General features: G+C 53.0%; 21 protein-coding genes. 10 read left to right on the forward strand and 11 right to left on the reverse strand.

What is annotated here, in order from left to right; all coding sequences use genetic code 11:
• Window positions 1–39: 39 nt before the first annotated feature.
• Together ynfE and JGF26_RS15885 are read right to left on the reverse strand one after the other, a co-directional pair.
• Window positions 40–2,478, reverse strand: coding sequence for a selenate/tellurate reductase subunit YnfE (gene ynfE / locus JGF26_RS15880; RefSeq protein ID WP_134708350.1), 2,439 nt, complete (start codon window positions 2,476–2,478; stop codon window positions 40–42).
• Between the two features lie 131 nt (window positions 2,479–2,609).
• Window positions 2,610–2,876 carry a DUF1161 domain-containing protein gene (locus JGF26_RS15885; protein WP_134708351.1) on the reverse strand — a complete coding sequence of 89 codons (267 nt, stop codon included), beginning with the start codon at window positions 2,874–2,876 and terminating at the stop codon, window positions 2,610–2,612.
• 98 nt (window positions 2,877–2,974) lie between these two features.
• Between JGF26_RS15885 and JGF26_RS15890 the strand changes: the two genes are divergently transcribed.
• On the forward strand, window positions 2,975–3,691 hold the full coding sequence (locus tag JGF26_RS15890; protein WP_167587209.1) for a YnfC family lipoprotein: 717 nt from the start codon (window positions 2,975–2,977) through the stop codon (window positions 3,689–3,691).
• Window positions 3,692–3,708: 17 nt separating this feature from the next.
• On the opposite strand, the gene speG is transcribed toward JGF26_RS15890, so the two are convergent.
• Together speG and JGF26_RS15900 are read right to left on the reverse strand one after the other, a co-directional pair.
• Complete coding sequence (gene speG / locus JGF26_RS15895) at window positions 3,709–4,269, reverse strand: spermidine N1-acetyltransferase (RefSeq protein ID WP_028017574.1); 561 nt, start codon at window positions 4,267–4,269, stop codon at window positions 3,709–3,711.
• Entirely contained in the window at window positions 4,269–4,607 is a 339-nt protein-coding gene (locus JGF26_RS15900) for a DUF1283 family protein (RefSeq protein WP_028017573.1), read from the reverse strand. The genes speG and JGF26_RS15900 overlap by 1 nt, the downstream gene beginning before the upstream one ends.
• Window positions 4,608–4,759: 152 nt before the next feature.
• On the opposite strand from JGF26_RS15900, the gene JGF26_RS15905 reads away from it, so the two are divergent.
• The 5 genes from JGF26_RS15905 to JGF26_RS15925 all read left to right on the forward strand — a co-directional run bounded on the left by JGF26_RS15905 (window position 4,760) and on the right by JGF26_RS15925 (window position 10,573).
• Window positions 4,760–5,086 (forward strand): YnfA family protein, encoded by a 327-nt coding sequence (locus JGF26_RS15905; RefSeq protein ID WP_134708353.1) that lies wholly within the window; start codon window positions 4,760–4,762, stop codon window positions 5,084–5,086.
• 111 nt (window positions 5,087–5,197) lie between these two features.
• Window positions 5,198–6,412 (forward strand): D-mannonate dehydratase ManD, encoded by a 1,215-nt coding sequence (manD, locus tag JGF26_RS15910; protein WP_108090004.1) that lies wholly within the window; start codon window positions 5,198–5,200, stop codon window positions 6,410–6,412.
• Window positions 6,413–6,426: 14 nt separating this feature from the next.
• A complete protein-coding gene (locus JGF26_RS15915) occupies window positions 6,427–7,446 on the forward strand; it encodes a Zn-dependent oxidoreductase (RefSeq protein WP_028017570.1) in 1,020 nt (339 codons plus the stop codon).
• A 73-nt stretch (window positions 7,447–7,519) separates the two neighbouring features.
• On the forward strand, window positions 7,520–8,887 hold the full coding sequence (locus tag JGF26_RS15920; protein WP_134708354.1) for an MFS transporter: 1,368 nt from the start codon (window positions 7,520–7,522) through the stop codon (window positions 8,885–8,887).
• 222 nt (window positions 8,888–9,109) lie between these two features.
• The gene (locus JGF26_RS15925; RefSeq protein ID WP_134708355.1) at window positions 9,110–10,573 is read left to right on the forward strand and encodes a mannitol dehydrogenase family protein; all 1,464 of its coding nucleotides are present in this window, start codon (window positions 9,110–9,112) and stop codon (window positions 10,571–10,573) included.
• 43 nt (window positions 10,574–10,616) lie between these two features.
• Here the strand turns inward: JGF26_RS15925 and ydfZ are convergent, their stop codons facing one another.
• On the reverse strand, window positions 10,617–10,820 hold the full coding sequence (ydfZ, locus tag JGF26_RS15930) for a putative selenium delivery protein YdfZ (RefSeq protein ID WP_014831738.1): 204 nt from the start codon (window positions 10,818–10,820) through the stop codon (window positions 10,617–10,619).
• A gap of 286 nt (window positions 10,821–11,106) precedes the next feature.
• Here ydfZ and JGF26_RS15935 point away from each other — a divergent pair, with 286 nt between their 5' ends.
• Complete coding sequence (locus JGF26_RS15935) at window positions 11,107–11,538, forward strand: universal stress protein (protein ID WP_028017567.1); 432 nt, start codon at window positions 11,107–11,109, stop codon at window positions 11,536–11,538.
• Window positions 11,539–11,573: 35 nt separating this feature from the next.
• Here JGF26_RS15935 and JGF26_RS15940 read toward each other — a convergent pair whose 3' ends face one another.
• Window positions 11,574–12,260 (reverse strand): GntR family transcriptional regulator, encoded by a 687-nt coding sequence (locus JGF26_RS15940; RefSeq protein WP_028017566.1) that lies wholly within the window; start codon window positions 12,258–12,260, stop codon window positions 11,574–11,576.
• 91 nt (window positions 12,261–12,351) lie between these two features.
• A complete protein-coding gene (ydfG, locus tag JGF26_RS15945; protein WP_028017565.1) occupies window positions 12,352–13,098 on the reverse strand; it encodes a bifunctional NADP-dependent 3-hydroxy acid dehydrogenase/3-hydroxypropionate dehydrogenase YdfG in 747 nt (248 codons plus the stop codon).
• A 267-nt stretch (window positions 13,099–13,365) separates the two neighbouring features.
• Here ydfG and dcp point away from each other — a divergent pair, with 267 nt between their 5' ends.
• Window positions 13,366–15,399, forward strand: a complete 2,034-nt coding sequence (gene dcp, locus JGF26_RS15950) for a peptidyl-dipeptidase Dcp (RefSeq protein ID WP_134708356.1) — start codon at window positions 13,366–13,368, stop codon at window positions 15,397–15,399.
• Window positions 15,400–15,558: 159 nt separating this feature from the next.
• Here dcp and JGF26_RS15955 read toward each other — a convergent pair whose 3' ends face one another.
• The gene (locus JGF26_RS15955) at window positions 15,559–15,786 is read right to left on the reverse strand and encodes a hypothetical protein (RefSeq protein ID WP_028017563.1); all 228 of its coding nucleotides are present in this window, start codon (window positions 15,784–15,786) and stop codon (window positions 15,559–15,561) included.
• A 148-nt stretch (window positions 15,787–15,934) separates the two neighbouring features.
• Between JGF26_RS15955 and JGF26_RS22450 the strand changes: the two genes are divergently transcribed.
• Window positions 15,935–16,099 carry a YnfU family zinc-binding protein gene (locus JGF26_RS22450; protein WP_218064858.1) on the forward strand — a complete coding sequence of 55 codons (165 nt, stop codon included), beginning with the start codon at window positions 15,935–15,937 and terminating at the stop codon, window positions 16,097–16,099.
• A gap of 90 nt (window positions 16,100–16,189) precedes the next feature.
• On the opposite strand, the gene JGF26_RS15960 is transcribed toward JGF26_RS22450, so the two are convergent.
• Together JGF26_RS15960 and JGF26_RS15965 are read right to left on the reverse strand one after the other, a co-directional pair.
• On the reverse strand, window positions 16,190–16,408 hold the full coding sequence (locus JGF26_RS15960) for a cold shock domain-containing protein (RefSeq protein ID WP_028017562.1): 219 nt from the start codon (window positions 16,406–16,408) through the stop codon (window positions 16,190–16,192).
• Between the two features lie 264 nt (window positions 16,409–16,672).
• Complete coding sequence (locus tag JGF26_RS15965; protein ID WP_028017561.1) at window positions 16,673–17,344, reverse strand: MgtC family protein; 672 nt, start codon at window positions 17,342–17,344, stop codon at window positions 16,673–16,675.
• A gap of 450 nt (window positions 17,345–17,794) precedes the next feature.
• On the opposite strand from JGF26_RS15965, the gene JGF26_RS15970 reads away from it, so the two are divergent.
• Window positions 17,795–19,003: an MFS transporter gene (locus JGF26_RS15970; protein WP_134708357.1), complete on the forward strand. Its 1,209-nt coding sequence runs from the start codon at window positions 17,795–17,797 to the stop codon at window positions 19,001–19,003.
• A gap of 19 nt (window positions 19,004–19,022) precedes the next feature.
• On the opposite strand, the gene JGF26_RS15975 is transcribed toward JGF26_RS15970, so the two are convergent.
• The gene (locus JGF26_RS15975) at window positions 19,023–20,012 is read right to left on the reverse strand and encodes a 2-hydroxyacid dehydrogenase (protein ID WP_134708358.1); all 990 of its coding nucleotides are present in this window, start codon (window positions 20,010–20,012) and stop codon (window positions 19,023–19,025) included.
• Between the last annotated feature and the right edge of the window lie 23 nt (window positions 20,013–20,035).

A 20,035-nucleotide genomic window follows, 5' to 3' on the forward strand; every position in this document is an offset into this window, starting at 1 on the left:
ACTGACCATAGAATAAACCATGGTCTTGCGTTTCACCCTCTACACCTTCTCGATCTGCACCAGATTGGTGTGCTGCGGGTTGCCTTTCGCCAGCGGAGAAGGTCGATGGGTCGTCAGTGTGTTGATACAAGAGCCATGGTCGATACGATCGCCGTTCATATTGGCGTCGTGCCAGGCTCCCTGTCCCATGGCACTCACGCCGGGCATGATGCGCGGTGTGACTTTCGCTTCAATTCTCACCTCACCGCGATCGTTAAAGACGCGCACCGTATCGCCGTTTTTAATGCCACGTTTTTCAGCATCAACAGGATTAATCCAGACCTCCTGACGACAGGCCGCTTTCAGCACGTCGACGTTGCCATAGCTCGAATGAGTGCGAGCTTTAAAATGGAAACCGAACAGCTGCAGCGGGAATTGGGTGCGCTCGGGAGCATCCCAGCCGTCAAACGTCGAAGCGTAAACCGGAAGAGGGCTGATGGTTTCATCTTTGGCCAGTTCCCAGGTTGCCGCAATCTCTGCAAGTTTGCTGGAGTAAATCTCAATCTTACCCGAAGGGGTTTTCAGCGGGTTAGCCTCCGGGTTATCGCGGAATTTTTTATAAGCCACAAAGTGCCCATTGGGATCTTTGCGCTTATAGATGCCCATTTGTTTCAGTTCATCATACGACGGCAGCTGCAGATCTTTTTCGAGCATTTTGGCATACAGATACTGCAGCCACTGTTCCTGGGTACGGCCTTCGGTGAATTTCTGATGAATATCAGCCCCAAGACGTTTAGCCACTTCGCTCATGATCCAGTAGATCGGCTTGCGTTCAAACTTCGGTGCGGTCACGGGCTGAAGGAAAATCAGGTAACCCATGTTCCCGGCGTAATCATTGGGAATGATGTCTTCCTGCTCGACGGTCATGAGATCCGGCAGCAGGATATCGGCGTATTTCGCCGATGACGTCATGAAGTTGTCGATCACCACGATGGTTTCGCACCTGGTTTCGTCCTGCAGGATGTCGTGGGTTTTGTTGATATCCGAGTGCTGGTTGATGATGGTGTTGCCCGCATAGTTCCAGATAAATTTGATGGGCACATCAAGCTTATCTTTACCGCGAACGCCGTCGCGCAGGGCGGTCATTTCCGGTCCACGGGCGATGGCATCCGTCCAGCTAAAGCAGGAGATTTGCGTTTTTACAGGGTTATCCGGCAACGGCATACGTTCGATGGTGATGGTATACGTCGACTCACGCGCGCCGCTGTTACCGCCGTTGATCCCCACGTTTCCGGTTAAAATCGGTAACATGGCGATGGCGCGGGCTGTCAACTCGCCGTTAGCCTGACGTTGTGGCCCCCAGCCCTGACAGATACAGGCCGGTTTTGCGGAGCCAATTTCGCGCGCAAGCTTAATGATGCGATCGGCCGGTATGCCCGTAATGCGAGAGGCCCATTCCGGGGTCTTGGCTGTTTGGTCGTCACCCTGGCCGAGAATATACGCTTTGTAGTGACCGTTAGCGGGAGCGCCTTCCGGGAGCGTTTTTTCGTCGTAGCCAACGCAGTATTTATCCAGGAAAGGCTGGTCGACCAGGTTTTCGTCGATTAATACCCAGGCGATACCTGCCACCAGTGCGGCATCGGTGCCTGGACGGATCGGGATCCATTCATCTTCACGTCCTGCTGCGGTGTCGGTGTAGCGCGGGTCGATGACGATCATGCGCGCGTTGGAACGCTCGCGAGCCTGCTCGAGGTAATACGTAATTCCGCCGCCGCTCATGCGGGTTTCCGCCGGATTATTGCCGAACATCACCACCAGTTTGGTGTTTTCGATGTCAGACGTGCTGTTGCCGTCATTGCTGCCGTAGGTGTAGGGCATCGCGCAGGCGATTTGCGCGGTGCTGTAGGTGCCATAATGACTCAGAAAACCGCCGTAACAGTTCATCAGGCGCGCGACCAGAGAAGCATAGGGGGAGGAGCGGGTGATATTGCCGCCAACAATACCGGAGGAGTAGTTAATGTAAACCGCCTCGTTGCCGTATTTTTCCACCACACCTTTCAGGTTGCGGGCGATCGTATCCAGCGCTTCATCCCACGAAATACGCTCGAATTTGCCTTCACCGCGTTTGCCCACGCGTTTCATCGGGTAGTTCAGACGGTCAGGGTGATTGATCCGACGCCGAATAGAACGCCCGCGCAGGCAGGCGCGAACCTGGTGATTACCGTAAATATCCTCACCGGTGTTATCGGTTTCGACCCAGTACACTTCGTCGTCACGGACATGCAGACGCAATGCGCAGCGGCTACCGCAGTTGACCGAACAGGCGCCCCAGACCACTTTATCTTCCACAGGGCTTATGGCGTTTTGCACCGCAGCGGCGGCGCTTTTCACGCCAAAGGGCAACGATAAACCACCGGCGGCAAGCGCCAGAGAACCTAAGGCAGTAGATTTCACGAGTGTTCGACGGCTAATTCCGCCGTGATGTTCAGTATCGGACATGGCTCACCCCATCATTATAATTGCGTATTATTTTTCCCGTAATTACAACCGGGCTAATGATGGGGTGAGTGTTACTTATTTGGGGGTATTAAATATTAATCCTCATCAAATCAAAGGGGATTGAGGGTGAATTACTGAGCTTCAGCAGCACCGTTGCCCGTACGGGTGTACAAGATTTTAAAGGTATCGTTGGCGCAATGACCCACCACCTGCGTGCCCGGCTGGTCAGCCTGGTCGTTTGGCACAATGCTCAGGGTAAAACCTGACTCCGGCACGCTGTTGTTGATGATTTTCTGCTGAATGTCGCTTTTCACGCGTTCGCAGGAATCCGGTGCCGCCAGCGCGGCCGTTGAAGCACTCATTAACAGCAGGGCGGTAATCCAGGGTAACCGTTTCATCTGTAGCTCCTTATCTCTGTGTGTAGATTAATTTTAGCAGGCTTCGTGTAAACAACTGTATTTGCTAATATGATTGGGAATAATCTCTCTGTACGGTAATGAATGTGAATAAATACGCAGCGATAACGCTACTGGCAGCGACACTGGTGGGGTGTGATAACAACACCGCGCCGCAGTCGTTTACCCCCGAGATGGCGAGCTTTTCGAATGAGTTTGATTTTGACCCTCTGCGCGGTCCGGTCAAAGACTTTACCCAGACGCTGTTCAACGAAAAAGGGGAAGTGTCTAAACGGGTCACCGGTACCGTGTCGACAGAGGGATGTTTCGATACCCTGGAATTGCACGACCTCGAGGCTAACACCGGTGTGGCGCTGGTGCTGGATGCCAACTACTACCTTGATGCGGAAACTCAGCAGCGCAAAGTGAAACTGCAGGGAAAGTGCCAGCTGGCGGAATTACCATCAGCCGGGGTGACGTGGGATACCGACGATAACGGTTTTGTGGTGGCGGCGCACGGCAAAGAGATGGAGGTGAAGTATCGCTACGACGCGGACGGTTACCCGCTGGGTAAAACCACCGTCTCCGGGGATCAGCATTTATCCGTTCAGTCGACACCGTCTAAGGATATTCGCAAAAGAATGGATTACTCAGCAGTGAGCATGCTGAATGACAAGCCGTTGGGCAACGTGAAGCAGAGCTGCGACTACGATCGTCATAATAATCCTGTCAGTTGCGATCTCACAATAACGGACGATAGCGTCAAACCCGCCGTTGAGCGCAAATACACGATCAAAAACACGATTGACTACTACTGAGCATAAAGCCGCGCAGGTTACTGCGCGGTAGGTTTCAGCAGGCTGGCACTGGAGGTTTTGTGTCCGGCCAGGTGCTGGTGCTGGAAGATGCACATGCGAATGGTATTGCGGTATTCACCGTTGATAAAGAATTCGTGAATCAACTCACCTTCCACCATAAAGCCCAGCTTGCGGTAGATGTGAATCGCTTTTTCGTTCTCTTTATCGACTATCAGGTAAAGCTTGTAGAGATTCAGGACGTTAAATCCGTAATCCATCGCCAGCTTCGCCGCGCGTGAAGCAAGACCTTTCCCCTGATGCTCAGGTGAAATAATAATCTGAAACTCTGCCCGACGGTGAACGTGGTTGATTTCAACCAATTCAACAAGCCCGGCTTTTTCACCTTCACACTCCACCACAAAACGACGTTCGCTCTGATCGTGTATGTGCTTATCGTAAAGATCGGACAGCTCGACAAAAGCCTCGTAAGGCTCTTCGAACCAGTAGCGCATGACGCTGGCGTTGTTATCGAGCTGGTGGACAAAGCGCAGGTCTTCACGCTCCAGCGGACGGAGTTTTATATCACAGGGCGCTGACATTAAGGCGCTACCGTGCGGCCAGTACGGCGATCCAGGCAGCGCAGGGTATTTGGCTCCCAATAAGCATTAACGTTTGCACTTTGCTGGCATTTATCACGCGCGTCAAAAGCGACATCCTCTTTGTCCCACTCTTTTTCCGCACGTTTGTTAACCTTCTGACGAAGGTTGCGGGTGTCATTCCATTGTTCTTTGTCCATGGCGGCGTTCTGGCGGCTCTGCGCGCTATCACCAGACTCAATAACGAGTTTACTGGTTTCCGCTGTTGCTGAGGCGGCAAAGGCGAACGATGACAGCGCCAGCAGGGCTGTCAGACAAAGGCGTTTGCTTAATGTAGTCATCGCGTTTCCTTTTAAGTGAGTGCAGATAATCACGTTATCCCGTTCAGATTCTACACCAAAGTAAAATTACGTCATACCCGTAGCCAGGGTATGGAAAAGTAAAGGACATCATCAGGTATGATGTCTAAATAAATCCTCATACAACGTTAAATATGATCAAAACCACACTCCTTTTTTTCGCCACCGCGCTCTGCGAAATCATCGGTTGCTTCTTGCCCTGGCTCTGGCTGAAGAAGGGCGGAACGGTCTTGTTGCTCATCCCGGCCGGCGTGGCGCTGGGGCTGTTTGTCTGGCTGTTAACGCTACACCCGGCAGCCAGCGGTCGTGTCTATGCGGCTTACGGTGGAGTCTATGTCTGTACTGCACTGCTGTGGCTGCGCGTGGTGGATGGCGTAAAACTCAGCGCATACGACTGGGCCGGCGCGCTGATTGCCCTGTGCGGTATGCTGATTATTGTTGCGGGATGGGGGCGAGCCTGAGCGCCTGGTTTTTGTGACCGCTCGCTGATTTTATGATCATTATACTTGTATGGTAGTAGTGTAGTTGAGTAAATTTCCAACATCACAACCAACGATGTAAGGAAAGGAATTATGAAGATTGTCGCGGCTGACGTGTTTGTTACCTGCCCGGGGCGGAACTTTGTCACGCTTAAAATCACTACCGACGAGGGGATTATCGGTCTTGGCGACGCCACGCTGAACGGGCGCGAACTTTCCGTAGCGTCTTATCTGAAGGATCACCTCTGCCCGCAGTTGATTGGTCGTGATGCCCACCGCATCGAAGATATCTGGCAGTTTTTCTATAAAGGTGCTTACTGGCGTCGTGGCCCGGTTACCATGTCGGCCATCTCTGCCGTGGATATGGCATTGTGGGACATCAAAGCCAAAGCGGCGAACATGCCGCTCTACCAACTGTTGGGCGGCGCGTCCCGGGAAGGGGTGATGGTTTATTGCCACACCACCGGGCACACCCTTGACGACGTGCTGGAAGATTACGCCCGTCACAAAGAGATGGGTTTTAAAGCGATCCGCGTCCAGTGTGGCGTACCGGGCATGAAAACCACCTACGGCATGTCAAAAGGGAAAGGGCTGGCGTATGAGCCTGCCACGAAAGGAGACTGGCCGGAAGAGCAGCTTTGGTCCACCGAAAAATACCTCGACTTCACTCCAAAGCTGTTTGATGCGGTACGCAGTAAATTTGGTTTCAATGAACATCTTCTGCACGACATGCACCATCGTCTGACGCCCATCGAAGCGGCGCGTTTCGGCAAAAGCATCGAAGAATTCCGTATGTTCTGGATGGAAGACCCCACGCCTGCGGAAAATCAGGCGTGCTTCCGCCTGATCCGCCAGCACACTGTTACGCCAATTGCGGTGGGTGAAGTGTTTAACAGCATCTGGGACTGCAAGCAGCTCATTGAGGAGCAGCTTATCGACTATATCCGTACCACCATTACCCATGCGGGGGGGATCACCGGGATGCGCCGCATCGCGGATTTTGCCTCGCTCTACCAGGTGCGCACGGGTTCACACGGCCCGTCGGATCTCTCGCCCGTGTGCCATGCGGCCGCGCTGCATTTCGACCTGTGGGTGCCGAACTTTGGCGTGCAGGAATATATGGGCTATTCCGAACAGATGCTGGAGGTCTTCCCGCACAGCTGGCGCTTTGATAACGGTTATATGCACCCGGGCGATAAGCCGGGCCTGGGTATTGAATTTGATGAAAAGCTGGCAGCGAAGTATCCGTACGATCCTGCCTATCTGCCGGTGGCCCGTCTTGAAGACGGCACGCTGTGGAACTGGTAAGTGAGGAGCGAACGATGAAAAGCATAGTGATTCAGCAGCCGAACCAACTGGTGATTGAAGAGCGTCCACGCCCGGAACCTGCTGCCGGAGAAGTGCGTGTCAGCATTAAACTGGCTGGGATTTGTGGCTCAGACAGCCATATTTACCGGGGGCATAACCCGTTTGCGAAGTATCCGCGAGTGATCGGCCATGAGTTTTTTGGCGTCATTGATGCTGTGGGCGAGGGCGTCGACAGTTCGCGCCTGGGCCAGCGCGTCTCGGTTGACCCGGTGATCAGCTGCGGGCACTGCTATCCGTGTTCCGTCGGAAAACCGAACGTCTGCACCTCGCTGGTGGTGCTGGGGGTTCACCGTGACGGCGGATTCAGCGACTATGCGGCAGTGCCCGCTAAAAATGCCTGGCCTATCCCGGACGCGATCCCGGATAAACACGCCGTCATGGTTGAACCCTTCACCATTGCCGCCAACGTGACGGGGCAGGCCAACCCCACCGAGCAGGACGTTGCGCTGATATACGGCGCAGGACCGATGGGGCTGGTCACCGTTCAGGCGCTGAAGGGCGTCTACAAGGTGAAGCAGGTTATCGTGGTTGACCGCATCGATGAACGCCTGAAAATGGCCCAGCGCAGCGGCGCGGACTGGGTGTTGAATAACGGCGAGCAGTCGTTGCAGGCCGCGCTGGAGGAAAAAGGCATCAAACCGACGTTAATCATTGATGCCGCCTGTCATCCGGCGATTTTGCAGGAGGCCATTACGCTGGCCTCTCCGGCGGCGCGCATCGTGCTGATGGGCTTCTCAAGCGAGCCAAGCCAGATTGCTCAGCAGGGCATCACCGGTAAAGAGCTGACGATTTTCTCTTCACGCCTGAACGCCAACAAATTCCCGGTCGTCATTGACTGGCTGGAAAAGGGACTTATCGACCCTGAAAAATTGATTACGCACACCTTTGACTATCACCACGTAACAGACGCCATCGAACTGTTTGAAAAAGATCAGCGGCAGTGCTGCAAGGTCTTGCTGACATTCGACAAATAATAATTCACGCGGTTAAGAGCCTGCGCAGACAGGCTCTATGTGGTACGCATCTTACCTTTCAGAGATAGCCATTATGACGCAAATACAACCTCAAAGAACGACCTCCGATCTGGTGAAAGCCGCCGTCTCCGGCTGGCTGGGCACCGCTCTGGAGTTTATGGATTTCCAGCTCTACTCGCTTGGGGCCGCCCTGGTCTTCCATGAGATCTTCTTCCCGGAACAGTCTGCTGCGATGGCGCTGATCCTGGCGATGGGAACCTACGGTGCAGGCTATATTGCGCGCATCGTCGGGGCCTTTATCTTTGGCAGAATGGGGGACAGCATCGGCCGTAAAAAAGTGTTGTTCATCACCATCACGATGATGGGGATCTGTACCACCCTCATCGGTGTCCTGCCGACCTATGCGCAAATCGGGATTTTTGCACCTGTTCTGTTAGTGACGCTGCGCATTATTCAGGGGCTGGGTGCCGGGGCAGAGATCTCCGGAGCCGGGACCATGCTGGCAGAATATGCCCCGAAAGGGAAACGCGGCATTATCTCCTCGCTGGTGGCGATGGGGACCAACTGCGGGACGCTGAGCGCAACGGCTATCTGGGCAGTGATGTTCTTTGCCCTCGATCGTGAACAGCTGCTCGCATGGGGCTGGCGCGTACCGTTCCTTGCCAGTGTGGTGGTGATGATCTTCGCCATCTGGCTGCGGATGAATCTCAAAGAGAGCCCGGTATTTGAGAAAGTCAGCGATACAGAGACCGTGGTTCCCGATACATCTTTAGGTGCCATGTTTAAGAGCAAATCCTTCTGGCTGGCAACAGGTTTGCGTTTTGGTCAGGCGGGTAACTCAGGTCTGATTCAGACGTTCCTTGCCGGTTATCTGGTTCAGACGTTGCTGTTTAATAAAGCGATTCCCACTGATGCGCTGATGATCAGTTCGATTCTCGGGTTTATCACCATCCCACTGTTAGGTTGGCTGTCGGATAAAGTGGGTCGTCGTCTGCCGTACATTATCCTGAATATCTCCGCCATTATTCTGGCGTACCCGATGCTGTCGATCATCGTTGATAAAAGTTATGCGCCGGGCGTGATTATGCTCTCGATCATCGTTATCCATAATTTTGCCGTTCTGGGGCTGTTTGCACTGGAAAACATCACCATGGCGGAGATGTTTGGTTCGCGTAATCGCTTTACCCGTATGGCCATTTCAAAAGAGGCGGGTGGTCTGGTGGCGGTCGGGTTTGGCCCAGTGCTGGCCGGGATCTTCTGCAATATGACCGGCTCCTGGTGGCCGATTGTCGCCATGCTGGTGGCCTATTCCGTGATTGGGCTGGTTTCTGCATTCCTGATGCCGGAAGTGCGTGACCGTGATCTGAGCGCGGCGCAAGATGCAGCGGAAGTCGCGCCAGAAGAGTCCGTAAGCTACGGAGCCGTCTCCTCACGGCGCTGATGGTTTATAACTTGAGTAATTTGTCACACAACTTTCAGCGTGTGTCACACCACATGAACAAAAGTTAATATAAATCAAAATTTCAAACTGAAGTATCAGTATGGTTAATGGCAGTTATTTTTTTACCCCAACTGCCATTCTAGTTGGTGTAGTCAGCAGGCACTGCCGCTCTGGTCAATGAGCGGCAGTGGTTCACAGCGTTCTACTTAACGAGTCTTAATCATGGAAAACCGGTTATTACAGGCGAAAGCCACGCTTCCTCAGTACACTCGCGACGACCTGAAGGCACGCATTGTTCATCTTGGCTTCGGCGCATTTCACCGTGCGCATCAGGCGGTTTATACCGACATTCTCGCAGCGGAACACGGCAGCAACTGGGGTTATTGTGAAGTAAACCTGATTGGCGGCGAGCAGCAGATTGCCGATCTCAACGCGCAGGATAACCTCTATACCGTGGCGGAGATGTCTGCCAATGCATGGACATCTCGCGTGGTCGGAGTGGTCAAAAAAGCACTCCATGCGCAGGTTGACGGGCTGGAGACCGTGCTGGCCGCGATGTGTGAACCGCAGGTGGCAATTGTCTCGCTGACGATCACCGAGAAAGGGTATTGTCACTCACCCGCGACCGGGCAACTGATGTTCGATCATCCGTTAATTGCCGCCGACCTGCAAAACCCCCATCACCCGACATCCGCACCCGGGGTAGTGGTTGAAGCACTGGCGCGCCGTAAAGCTGCGGGTCTGCCTGCTTTCAGCGTGATGTCCTGTGACAACATGCCGGAGAACGGCCATGTGATGCGCAATGTCACCTGTGCTTATGCTCGCGCTGTCGATGGTGAGCTGGCGGACTGGATTGAATCCAGTGTCACCTTCCCGTCAACGATGGTGGACCGCATCGTGCCTGCAGTAACGGTAGACACGCTGAATAAAATCGAACAACTGACTGGCGTGCGCGACCCGGCGGCAGTGGCCTGCGAACCGTTCCGCCAGTGGGTGATTGAAGATAACTTTGTTGCCGGGCGTCCTGAATGGGAAAAAGCCGGGGCCGAGCTGGTGTCAGATGTTATTCCGTTTGAAGAGATGAAGCTGCGTATGCTCAATGGCAGTCATTCATTCCTTGCCTATCTTGGTTATCTGGCGGGTTACCAGCATATCAACGACTGTATGCAGGATGAGAATTACCGCCTTGCCGCGCATAAGCTGATGCTCAACGAGCAGGCGCCGACCTTAAAAGTGAAAGGCGTCGATTTAGGTCATTATGCCGATCTGCTGATTGCTCGCTACAGTAACCCGGCCCTGCGTCATCGAACCTGGCAAATTGCGATGGACGGTAGCCAGAAGCTCCCGCAGCGTATGCTGGATTCTGTGCGCTGGCACCTGGTGCATCAAAAGCCGTTCCCGCTACTGGCATTGGGTGTGGCTGGCTGGATGCGCTATGTTGGCGGTGTGGATGAACAGGGTAATACCATTGAGGTGAGCGATCCGCAACTGGCCGTGATTCAGGCGGCAGTGAAGGGAAGTACCGAGGGGGAAAGCCGTGTGAAAGCCCTGCTTGGCATCGAGGCTATTTTTGGCAGAGAGTTACCTGAAGAGGCTAGCTTTGTGGATGCGGTGATGAGCGCGTATCAGACGTTGCTACAGAAGGGAGCAAAAGCCACGGTGGCACAGTACGCCGCGCAACGATAATTCATCTCATGCCGCCGTTCGCGGCGGCATGTACGGGTACAATTTAGTGCATACCCAGGCGAATCAGTTCAATCGGTTCGAACTTACCTTCGCATCCTTCCACTTCCACCGTTTTGCTACGACGCACTTGCGCGGCATCAAGACCGTCGCTATGGATCGCTTTAATGACCCCAGTATGGCCTGTGCCGTTTATCATGACGCGGCTGCCAGTGGTAATTGCATTACGGTTACGGTCGTATGTCATCATGGTATATTCTCCTCTCTAACTTATCCGTTACGGCGCTAATTCAGGTTTGCCGTTCACGGGGCATATAAATACGCCTGTCCGCGCTTCATGTTTTTGTTTTTGATCAAACTCACACTTTTTTGTTTATTGCATCGAGTGCTGACGGTTCACGACAGCAATTTACAAAGCAGACCGTTATTTTCATAAGCTGATAGTTTCGATAGGGAAGCGTTGAGGGTTGGTTTATATTTCTGATGCCATTCTGGAGGCAGGAAATAACCCTTCATCGGAATAAGGAGTCAGGCTTATGTATAAGAAGATTTTGATGCCTGTTGATGTGTTTGAAATGGAGTTAAGCGATAAAGCGGTACGCCATGCGGCCAACCTGGCAAAGGCTGAGGGTGCGTCGATTACCCTGGTCAACATTCTTCCGGCCAGCAGTCGCTCACTGCTGCGCGGGTTTAACGCTGATATTAAAAAATTTGAAGAGTATATGACCGCTGAATCCGGGAAGAAAATGAACGAGTTAAAGAGACTGTTCGATATCTCCCCTGAGAATATTCACGGCATGGTTCGTTTTGGCAATGTCCGCGATGAAATTATCAAGCTGAGCAAGGAGGGGGAATATGATGTGATCGTCATCGGGTCGAAAAACCCGGGCATCACCACTCATCTGCTTGGTTCAAATGCGGAATCTATTCTGCGCTACGCCACTATTCCGGTATTAGTCGTTCGTTAATTTCTTCGCCGCATCCGTAAGGGGTGCGGCAAATGTTACTCTTCGCTGAACCACTCGCTATTTTCCTGGCGAATAAGCTGCACAGATTCACTAATTTCCTGTAAATGCAGTGTCATCGCTTTTTCCACACCGTCGGCATCGCGTTTTTCAAGCGCACTGAAAATATCATGATGCTGGCGGAGCAGCATTTCCGGCGGGGAGACGTGATCGAGGCTCATGTAGCGCACGCGGTCGATGGTGGCCTTAATGTTCTCGATGGTGTCCCAGGCCAGCTGGCAATCGGCAATCTGCGCCAGTTTCTGGTGGAATTCGTCATCCAGCAGGAAGAAATCATTGAGCTGTTTACGGTCTATCGCAATGCGCTGCTGGTGCAGATTTTGCTCCAGCAGATAACACTGGTTGTCGTTGATAAGCGTTGCAGCACGGCGCGCGACGGCACATTCAATCGCCTGGCGAACAAAACAGCCGTTGCGCACCTGAGAGAGTGAAATTTTGTTCACATAGCTGCCGCGCTGCGGGCGGATCTGAATCAGACCGTTTTCTGCGAGCTTAATAAACGCTTCGCGCACCGGCTGACGGGAAACGTCAAAACGCACGGACACCTCTTTTTCAGAAAGCGGTGTACCCGGTGGGATCAGGCAATGGACAATATCACGTCGCAAAATGCGATAGATTTGCTGGTTTACTGGCTGGGTGGGATTGAGTTGCGATTCAGCGGCCATGAGTTGTCATTTCTCAGAGAGTTAGCCTGAACATACTACCATTCTTTTATAACCCGAAACAGACCCGGCCCGCAGGCCGGGAAGGGCTCAGTTAGCCACGATGGACGCTAAGTCCGGCAAAACTCTGGCTGACCGGCATCATTTCTACGGTGTTGATGTTGACGTGTTTCGGCAGCGTCGCCACCCACCACACCGTTTCAGTGACATCTTCCGGCGTCAGCGCGTTAGCGTTTTCGTAGGTTTTACCCGCTTTCGCGTCATCGCCTTTGAAACGCACGTTGGAGAATTCAGTCCCGCCAACCAGACCCGGTTCGATATCGGTGACGCGAATGGCCGTACCGTGCAGATCGGTACGCAGGTTCAGGCTGAACTGGCGCACAAACGCTTTGGTCGCGCCATAGACGTTGCCGCCCGCATATGGCCAGCTCCCGGCGGTGGAACCAATATTGATAATGTGGCCGCGGTTGCGCTCGACCATGCCCGGCAGCACCGCGCGGGTCATATAGACCAGCCCTTTGTTGTTGGTGTCGATCATGTTTTCCCAGTCTTCAACGCTGGCTTTGTGGGCAGGCTCCATGCCCAGCGCCAGACCGGCATTGTTAACCAGCACATCAATGGCACGCCATTCGGCAGGCAGGTTAGTAATCATCTCTTCAATGGCCGCGCGGTTACGCACATCCAGTTGTGCGGTCAGGATGCTGTCACCCAATTCGTCTTTCAGCTCCTGCAGGCGCTCCTGACGACGGCCCGTTGCAATCACCTTGTGTCCGTTGGCGACGAAGCGACGCGTGATGCTTTCACCAAAACCCGCTGTCGCCCCGGTAACTAAAATAATCATCTCACTGTTCCTCAACGCTTTTTGTGTTGTACTAACATAGCACGGTCGCCGAGGGTGCGTTAAGGCAACATTTGTATGACAGCATTGCAGGGGATGGCGGCCTGGCCTATACACAATATCATTCAAGTTGCATCAAGGCGGCGACGCAGCGAATCCCCAGGAGCTTACATAAGTAAGTGACTGGGGTGAACGAGGAAAGCCAACGCAGAGGCAGCTTGAAGGATGAAGTGTATACTCTGGGAGGATACCCGTACTCAGGAGCAAAAGATGACGGCCACGAATCCCTTTTTTGAAATCAGCCTTTTACCTTACCAGGTACCTCATTTTGATGAAATCAACGATAGCCACTATCGCCCGGCTTTCGATGAAGCGCTTCGCCAGAAGCGGGCGGATATTGACGCCATTGTCTCTCAGACCACTGCGCCAGACTTCACCAACACCGTACTGGCGCTGGAGAAAAGCGGCGCCATGCTCACGCGCGTCAACAGCGTTTTCTTCGCCATGACCTCCGCACACACCAATGCGTACCTGCAGGAACTGGAAGAGCAGTTCTCTACCGAACTTGCCGCGCTGGCGAACGATATCTGGCTAAACGACACGCTTTTCGCACGCGTGGAGAGCGTCTGGCAGGACCGTGCCGCGCTGGACGCTGAATCCCGTCGGTTGGTTGAGGAGACATATCAGCGGTTTATTCTGGCCGGCGCACGTCTGAATGAGACAGAAAAAACCGAGCTGAAGGCGCTTAATACCGAGGCGGCCTCTCTGACCAGCCAGTTTAATCAGCGTCTGCTGGCTGCTGATAAAGCTGGCGGGCTGGTGGTGGATTACGCACACCAGCTTGATGGGCTTAGCGCTGACGAAATCGCTGATGCCGCACAGGCTGCCACCGAGAGAGAGCTTAACGATCGCTGGTTGATCCCGCTCCTGAACACCACCCAGCAACCCGCGCTTTCGGCGCTGCGCAATCGTCAGACGCGGGAAAATCTGTTTAACGCGGGCTGGACGCGTACCCAGAAAGGGGATGAGAACGATACGCGCGCGCTGATCCTTCGTCTTACTGCGTTACGTGCACGTCAGGCTCGCTTGCTGGGCTTTGAGGATTATGCCAGCTGGAGCATTGCCGACCAGATGGCGAAAACGCCAGACGCCGCGCTTACCTTTATGCGTGGCATTGTGCCTGCCGCACGTACCCGCGCGGAACGCGAGCAGGCCGATATTCAGAATGTCATTGATGACGAACAGGGTGGTTTCACCGTGCAGGCCTGGGACTGGGCCTTTTATGCGGAGCGCGTGCGTCAGGCAAAATATGCCCTCGATGAGTCGCAAATCAGGCCGTATTTTGCGCTCAATAACGTACTGCACGATGGCGTATTCTGGACGGCCAGCCAGCTGTTTGGCATCCGCTTTGTGGAGCGCTTTGATATCCCGGTTTATCACCCGGACGTTCGCGTATGGGAAATTTTCGACCACACGGGTGTTGGTATGGCACTGTTCTACGGTGACTTCTTTGCCCGTGACTCCAAGCAAGGTGGGGCGTGGATGGACAGTTTTGTCGTGCAATCCTATGAATTTGCCACCCGTCCGGTTATCTACAACGTCTGTAACTATCAGAAACCGGGTAATGGACGCCCGGCGCTACTCTCCTGGGATGATGTGATTACCCTGTTCCACGAGTTCGGCCATACGCTACACGGGCTGTTTGCCAGCCAGCGCTACGCCACGCTCGCGGGTACCAATACCCCACGTGATTTCGTTGAGTTTCCGTCGCAAATAAACGAACACTGGGCCAGCCATCCTCAGGTATTTGCCCATTACGCCCGTCATTTTGAAACCGGTGAACCGATGCCGGAAGCGCTACGGAGAAGCATGCTGAGTGCGACTCAGTTTAACAAAGGCTATGACATGACGGAGACACTCAGTGCCGCGCTGCTGGACATGAACTGGCACAGTATTCGTGAGCCTGTTGAAAGTGTCGAGGCGTTTGAAGCCGCCGCCCTGAAAAAAGAGGGGCTGGATCTGCCCGCCGTACCGCCGCGTTATCGCAGCAGCTACTTTGCCCATATCTTTGGTGGCGGTTACGCGGCGGGGTATTACGCTTACCTGTGGACACAAATGCTGGCGGACGATGGCTATCAGTGGTTTGTCGAGCAGGGCGGTTTAACCCGTGAAAACGGGCAAAAATTCCGTGAGGCGATTTTATCCCGTGGTAATAGTACAGATTTAGCGGAACTGTATCGTAACTGGCGCGGGCACGATCCAAAGATTGAACCGATGCTGGAGAATCGCGGATTGAGCGCGTAATGCCATAGTTGGCGGGTCATCCAGGGTTAGCGCCCGCTTGACCCGCTCACCGTTGAGGACAAATGGTCATAAAAAAAGCCTGCGTTAAGCAGGCGCTAATGATGATGCATAATTGTTATTCTAATCTTAATTCAAAAAATTAACTGCGAACCCGAGACATCACAAATATTTTTGTGCTGCATCGAGTATTTCCTGAGAGGTAAGTTCCCGATCCGAGGCAACATAGATAACATCATGATCGCCTGTTAAAGACGGAAAACCAGCAGACATTATCTGAAGATTAACCTCTTCGCCATTCGGGTATTCTTCACGTATGGATGTAATGCCCTTAAGCACAGTCATAACTTTGCTCGGTTTACCATTAAAGAACACTATCACCTTTTTCATATATCACCCTGTAATCATTCGTGATTTTTTAAGCTGATGCCGTCCAAAGAGACTGATTTATTCATTGTTTTAACTTTTTCGAAAATTAAAGCAAGCAATATCCTGACTTAACGTGTACTGTGGCAGTCCATTTAATCAGGAGAAGCCTATGTCTGGACGTAAAAATACGCAATTTCGTCGAAATCATTTAGTCAAATGTCCCTGCCCAAACTGCTCGAAAGATTCAGAGCACAGCTATAATCGCGTACAAAAGGGCGCACAGCTTGTTTGCCCATATTGCAATACTCTTTTTAAGTCCTCTCAACGATTTTAAAAAAATAATATCGCCAGAAAATTAAAAAGCAATGCTAAGGACCCGTCTACTCAGGAAAACCGTCATCGTTATCGCGGGTCCGTGGTGATATTATTTATCGCAAAGCGTTACGTTGCCTGCTGCAGGGCCTTTACTGCCGCTAATGATAGCAAACTCGACTTTTTGACCTTCAAAAAGTGTGTTGAAACTGTCCCCCTCAAGGGCGGAAAAGTGGACAAAAATATCTTTACTGCCATCAAGCGGGGAGATAAAGCCAAAGCCTTTATCTTCGTTAAACCACTTAACCAGACCTAAAATTTTTGACGACATATATACTCCATTTGAATGCTTTTAAAGTAGTAACGTTATGATAGGAAACGTATAAACTGTATACGTATGGACTCAAAAGGAGGGGGTATCAGCGATAGCGCCTGGTTATGAGGACTGCTTAGTAAAATGTTACATTCAGTATTGCATCGAACCAACGAGATCATTAATGCACGGACAGGATTAATTAGCAAATTTTATTTTAGCCGTCTGGGCGCGTGTGCTTGCTGAGTGGTCGCGTAGCCGGGCACAGAGCCCGGCTTATGTTCAAATTGCATGACAGCTTACGGAAGCGATAATTTTATTACCACCCATATTACCCATAATCAAATCGAGTAATTTTCGGTATTCCTCCCGGGTAATCACTTCAGCCCGAATTTCGGTGGTTCCTTCTGTTTTCGCTGCCGTTGAATAAATGGCTTTCAGACTTAACGTCAGCTCCTGAGCCATTTTGACGACATTCTGACGCACGGCATCTTCATGCTCATCATTACAGGTCACTTTCAGAACATAACATTTTTCGCCTTCGTGAAGCGCAGGGAGTTGATTAATCCGCTGCGCGGCTTCGCGAAGCAATATGTTAGCACAGAGAATAATTACGCTGGCCATCGCGGCATTCCAGAATTGGCCTAATCCGCATAGCACACCAATTCCGGCCGAACACCACAGCGTTGCCGCGGTATTCAGACCCCGAATATTCATTCCCTCACGCATAATCACGCCTGCGCCGAGGAAACCTATTCCGGAGACGATCTGTGCTGCGATGCGCCCCGGGCTATCAGGAGAAGTGGAGACGGAACTTAAAATAAACACTGCCGCGCCTGTAGCAACCAGTGCATTGGTACGAAGCCCGGCCATCCGCTGGCGCCATTGTCTTTCTGCGCCAATAATTGCGCCCAGCAGCATTGCTGCGAGCAGATGAGAGATATATGGGAACATCATCCTGTCGCCTGTTTACGTTATTCAATAATAAGCGTCAGTGCTAAAGCACTATATGACGCCATTTAAACACTACGTATTTTCAGCGCGACGGCGGCGGGAAGAGTGAATGTGTAAACAGAAACATAGCGATTACCCACAATTATAGCGGTTCTTAAAGTGTCGGGATGCAATCGCGTTGAGATGATTGCTGCCCACCGTTCAGGTAAGCAGCGTGAAATCGCACTAGCTTACCTTCGTATCATATATAAGTGACTTTCCAACGAAGGACTCCTGTGTAAATTTATCGCCAGTATAATAAGGCTTTATAATGAGTAAAGCGAAAAAACAACGTTCGTTATGAATTGTTTAAGTTCGGGGAAAAGTTTTATAGATGTCACCTGATTTTCAACAATACCCGGTATACTCGATTGTATTTATAACAGGCTGTAACATGCTAAGGCAGGCAGTATGTCTCTTCGTTCACTGCGGGCGTTGTGCCTGACCAGTTTTTTCATTGCGGATGTCCGCGATGGTCTTGGTCCTTTTCTCGGTATTTTTCTGACTGAACGTCACTGGTCCCCTGATGATATCGGCATACTGATGACGGCCGGTGGTCTGGCGGGATTATTGGCCACGCTGCCGGCGGGATTTATCACCGACACCTCACGCAGCAAGCGATCCGTGCTGGCGCTGGTGTGCCTGCTCATCACCCTCAGTACGCTCCTGCTCTGGTTTAGCCAGCAGAGCAGCGTTGTCGCTGTTTCGCAAATTGTCAGCGGTATCAGTGCGGCATTTGTGGGGCCGCTGATCGCCGGTATAACGCTGGGGCTGACCGGCCAGGGCGGGTTCAGTGCGCAGATGGGCAGAAATGAGGCGTTCAATCACGGCGGCAACTTTGTCACTGCACTGATTGCAGGCGGCATTGCCTGGTACTGGGGCGTGGGCGGGATCTTCCTGCTGATGACCTGCACGACGCTGCTCACGCTCTGCGCGCTGCTTGCCATTCGCCACGGCGATATCGACAACAACGCCGCGCGCGGGCTGTCATCTCAGGCGAACCTGCCGGTTCCCGGTTTTGCGGTGCTGATGAAAAACCGTGCGCTGTTTGTGACCGGGCTGACGCTGCTGCTGTTCCACCTGGCAAACGCCGCGCTGCTGCCGATGCTGAGCATGAGAGTTGCAGCGGCACCTGCCTCGATTAACCCCGGTTTGTATGCGGCGGGTACCGTCATCATCTCACAGGCCGTGATGATCCCCGTTGCCATCTGGGTCGCACACCGCATAGAACGCTACGGCTACTGGCGCTTAATTATGCTGGCGCTGCTGGTTATGCCGGTGCGCGCGGCGCTGGCGGCATCTACGGACGCGCCGTTAATGATGATACCGGTACAAATCCTCGACGGACTGGCCGCCGGGATCCTGGGTGTCGTGGTACCGTCGTTTATTGTGGTGCTGCTGCGCGGAAGCGGGCACGTTAATGCCGGGCAAAGCGTGGTGATGCTGATGCAGGGGATTGGGGCATCCATGAGTCCGGCGTTAACCGGTACGATCGCCGGTCATTACTCTTTTGCGACGGCGTTCAGCGTACTGAGCGCGATTGCCCTGGTGGCCGTCCTGCTGTGGTGGCGCTGTGCTCATCGGACATGGGAAACTGACAGTTCGCCGGGTGGGGCATAGCCGCCACCCGGCGCTAGGCTTATGCCAGTTCGTTAGGGCACGCTTCGCCCTTTTCCAGCTGTAGTAGATTCCCCAGCGTGGTTTCCGAAATGCTGATCAGCGCTTCGGCAGTCAGAAACGCCTGGTGTCCGGTAAACAGCACGTTATGACAGGCAGACAGGCGGCGGAACACGTCGTCCTGGATCACATCATTAGACTTGTCTTCAAAGAACAGATCGCGCTCGTTTTCATACACGTCCATCCCCAGCGCGCCAATCTTCTGCGTTTTCAGCGCTTCGATGGCGGCCTGAGAGTCAACCAACCCACCGCGGCTGGTGTTGATGATCATCACGCCATCTTTCATCTGGTCAAATGCCGCCTGGTTCAGCAGGTGGTAGTTTTCCGGCGTCAGCGGGCAGTGCAGGGAGATCACGTCAGACTGTGAGAACAGGGTTGGCAGGTCGACGTATTCGGCGCCCAGTTCCAGCGCTGCAGCGCTTGGGTAGGGATCGAACGCCAGCAGACGCATGCCGAAGCCTTTCAGAATGCGCAGGGCGGCGACGCCAATTTTACCGGTGCCGATCACGCCGGCGGTTTTGCCGTACATGGTAAAGCCGGTCAGTCCTTCCAGCGAGAAGTTAGCATCACGGGTGCGCTGATAAGCGCGGTGAATACGACGGTTGAGCGACATCATCATGCCAATCGCATGTTCCGCGACCGCTTCCGGTGAGTACGCCGGCACGCGAACCACCTTCAGACCCAGCTCTTTCGCCGCGTCGAGGTCAACGTTGTTAAAACCCGCGCAGCGCAGGGCGATGTATTTCACCCCCTGTTTTTTCAACTCTTCCAGCACCGGACGACTGCCGTCATCGTTCACAAAAATGCAGACGCCTTCGCAGCCGTGCGCCGTTTTGGCGGTTTTTTCGGACAGCAGAAAGTCGAAAAATTCAAGCTCAAACCCGTAAGCCTCGTTAACATGTTGCAGATACTTTTTGTCGTACTGCTTTGTGCTATATACCGCGAGTTTCATAAGACTTTCTCCAGTGATTTTGC

Origin of the sequence: Enterobacter sp. E1, from assembly GCF_016809815.1 — a bacterium.
Classification (GTDB): Bacteria; Pseudomonadota; Gammaproteobacteria; order Enterobacterales; family Enterobacteriaceae; genus Enterobacter; species Enterobacter adelaidei.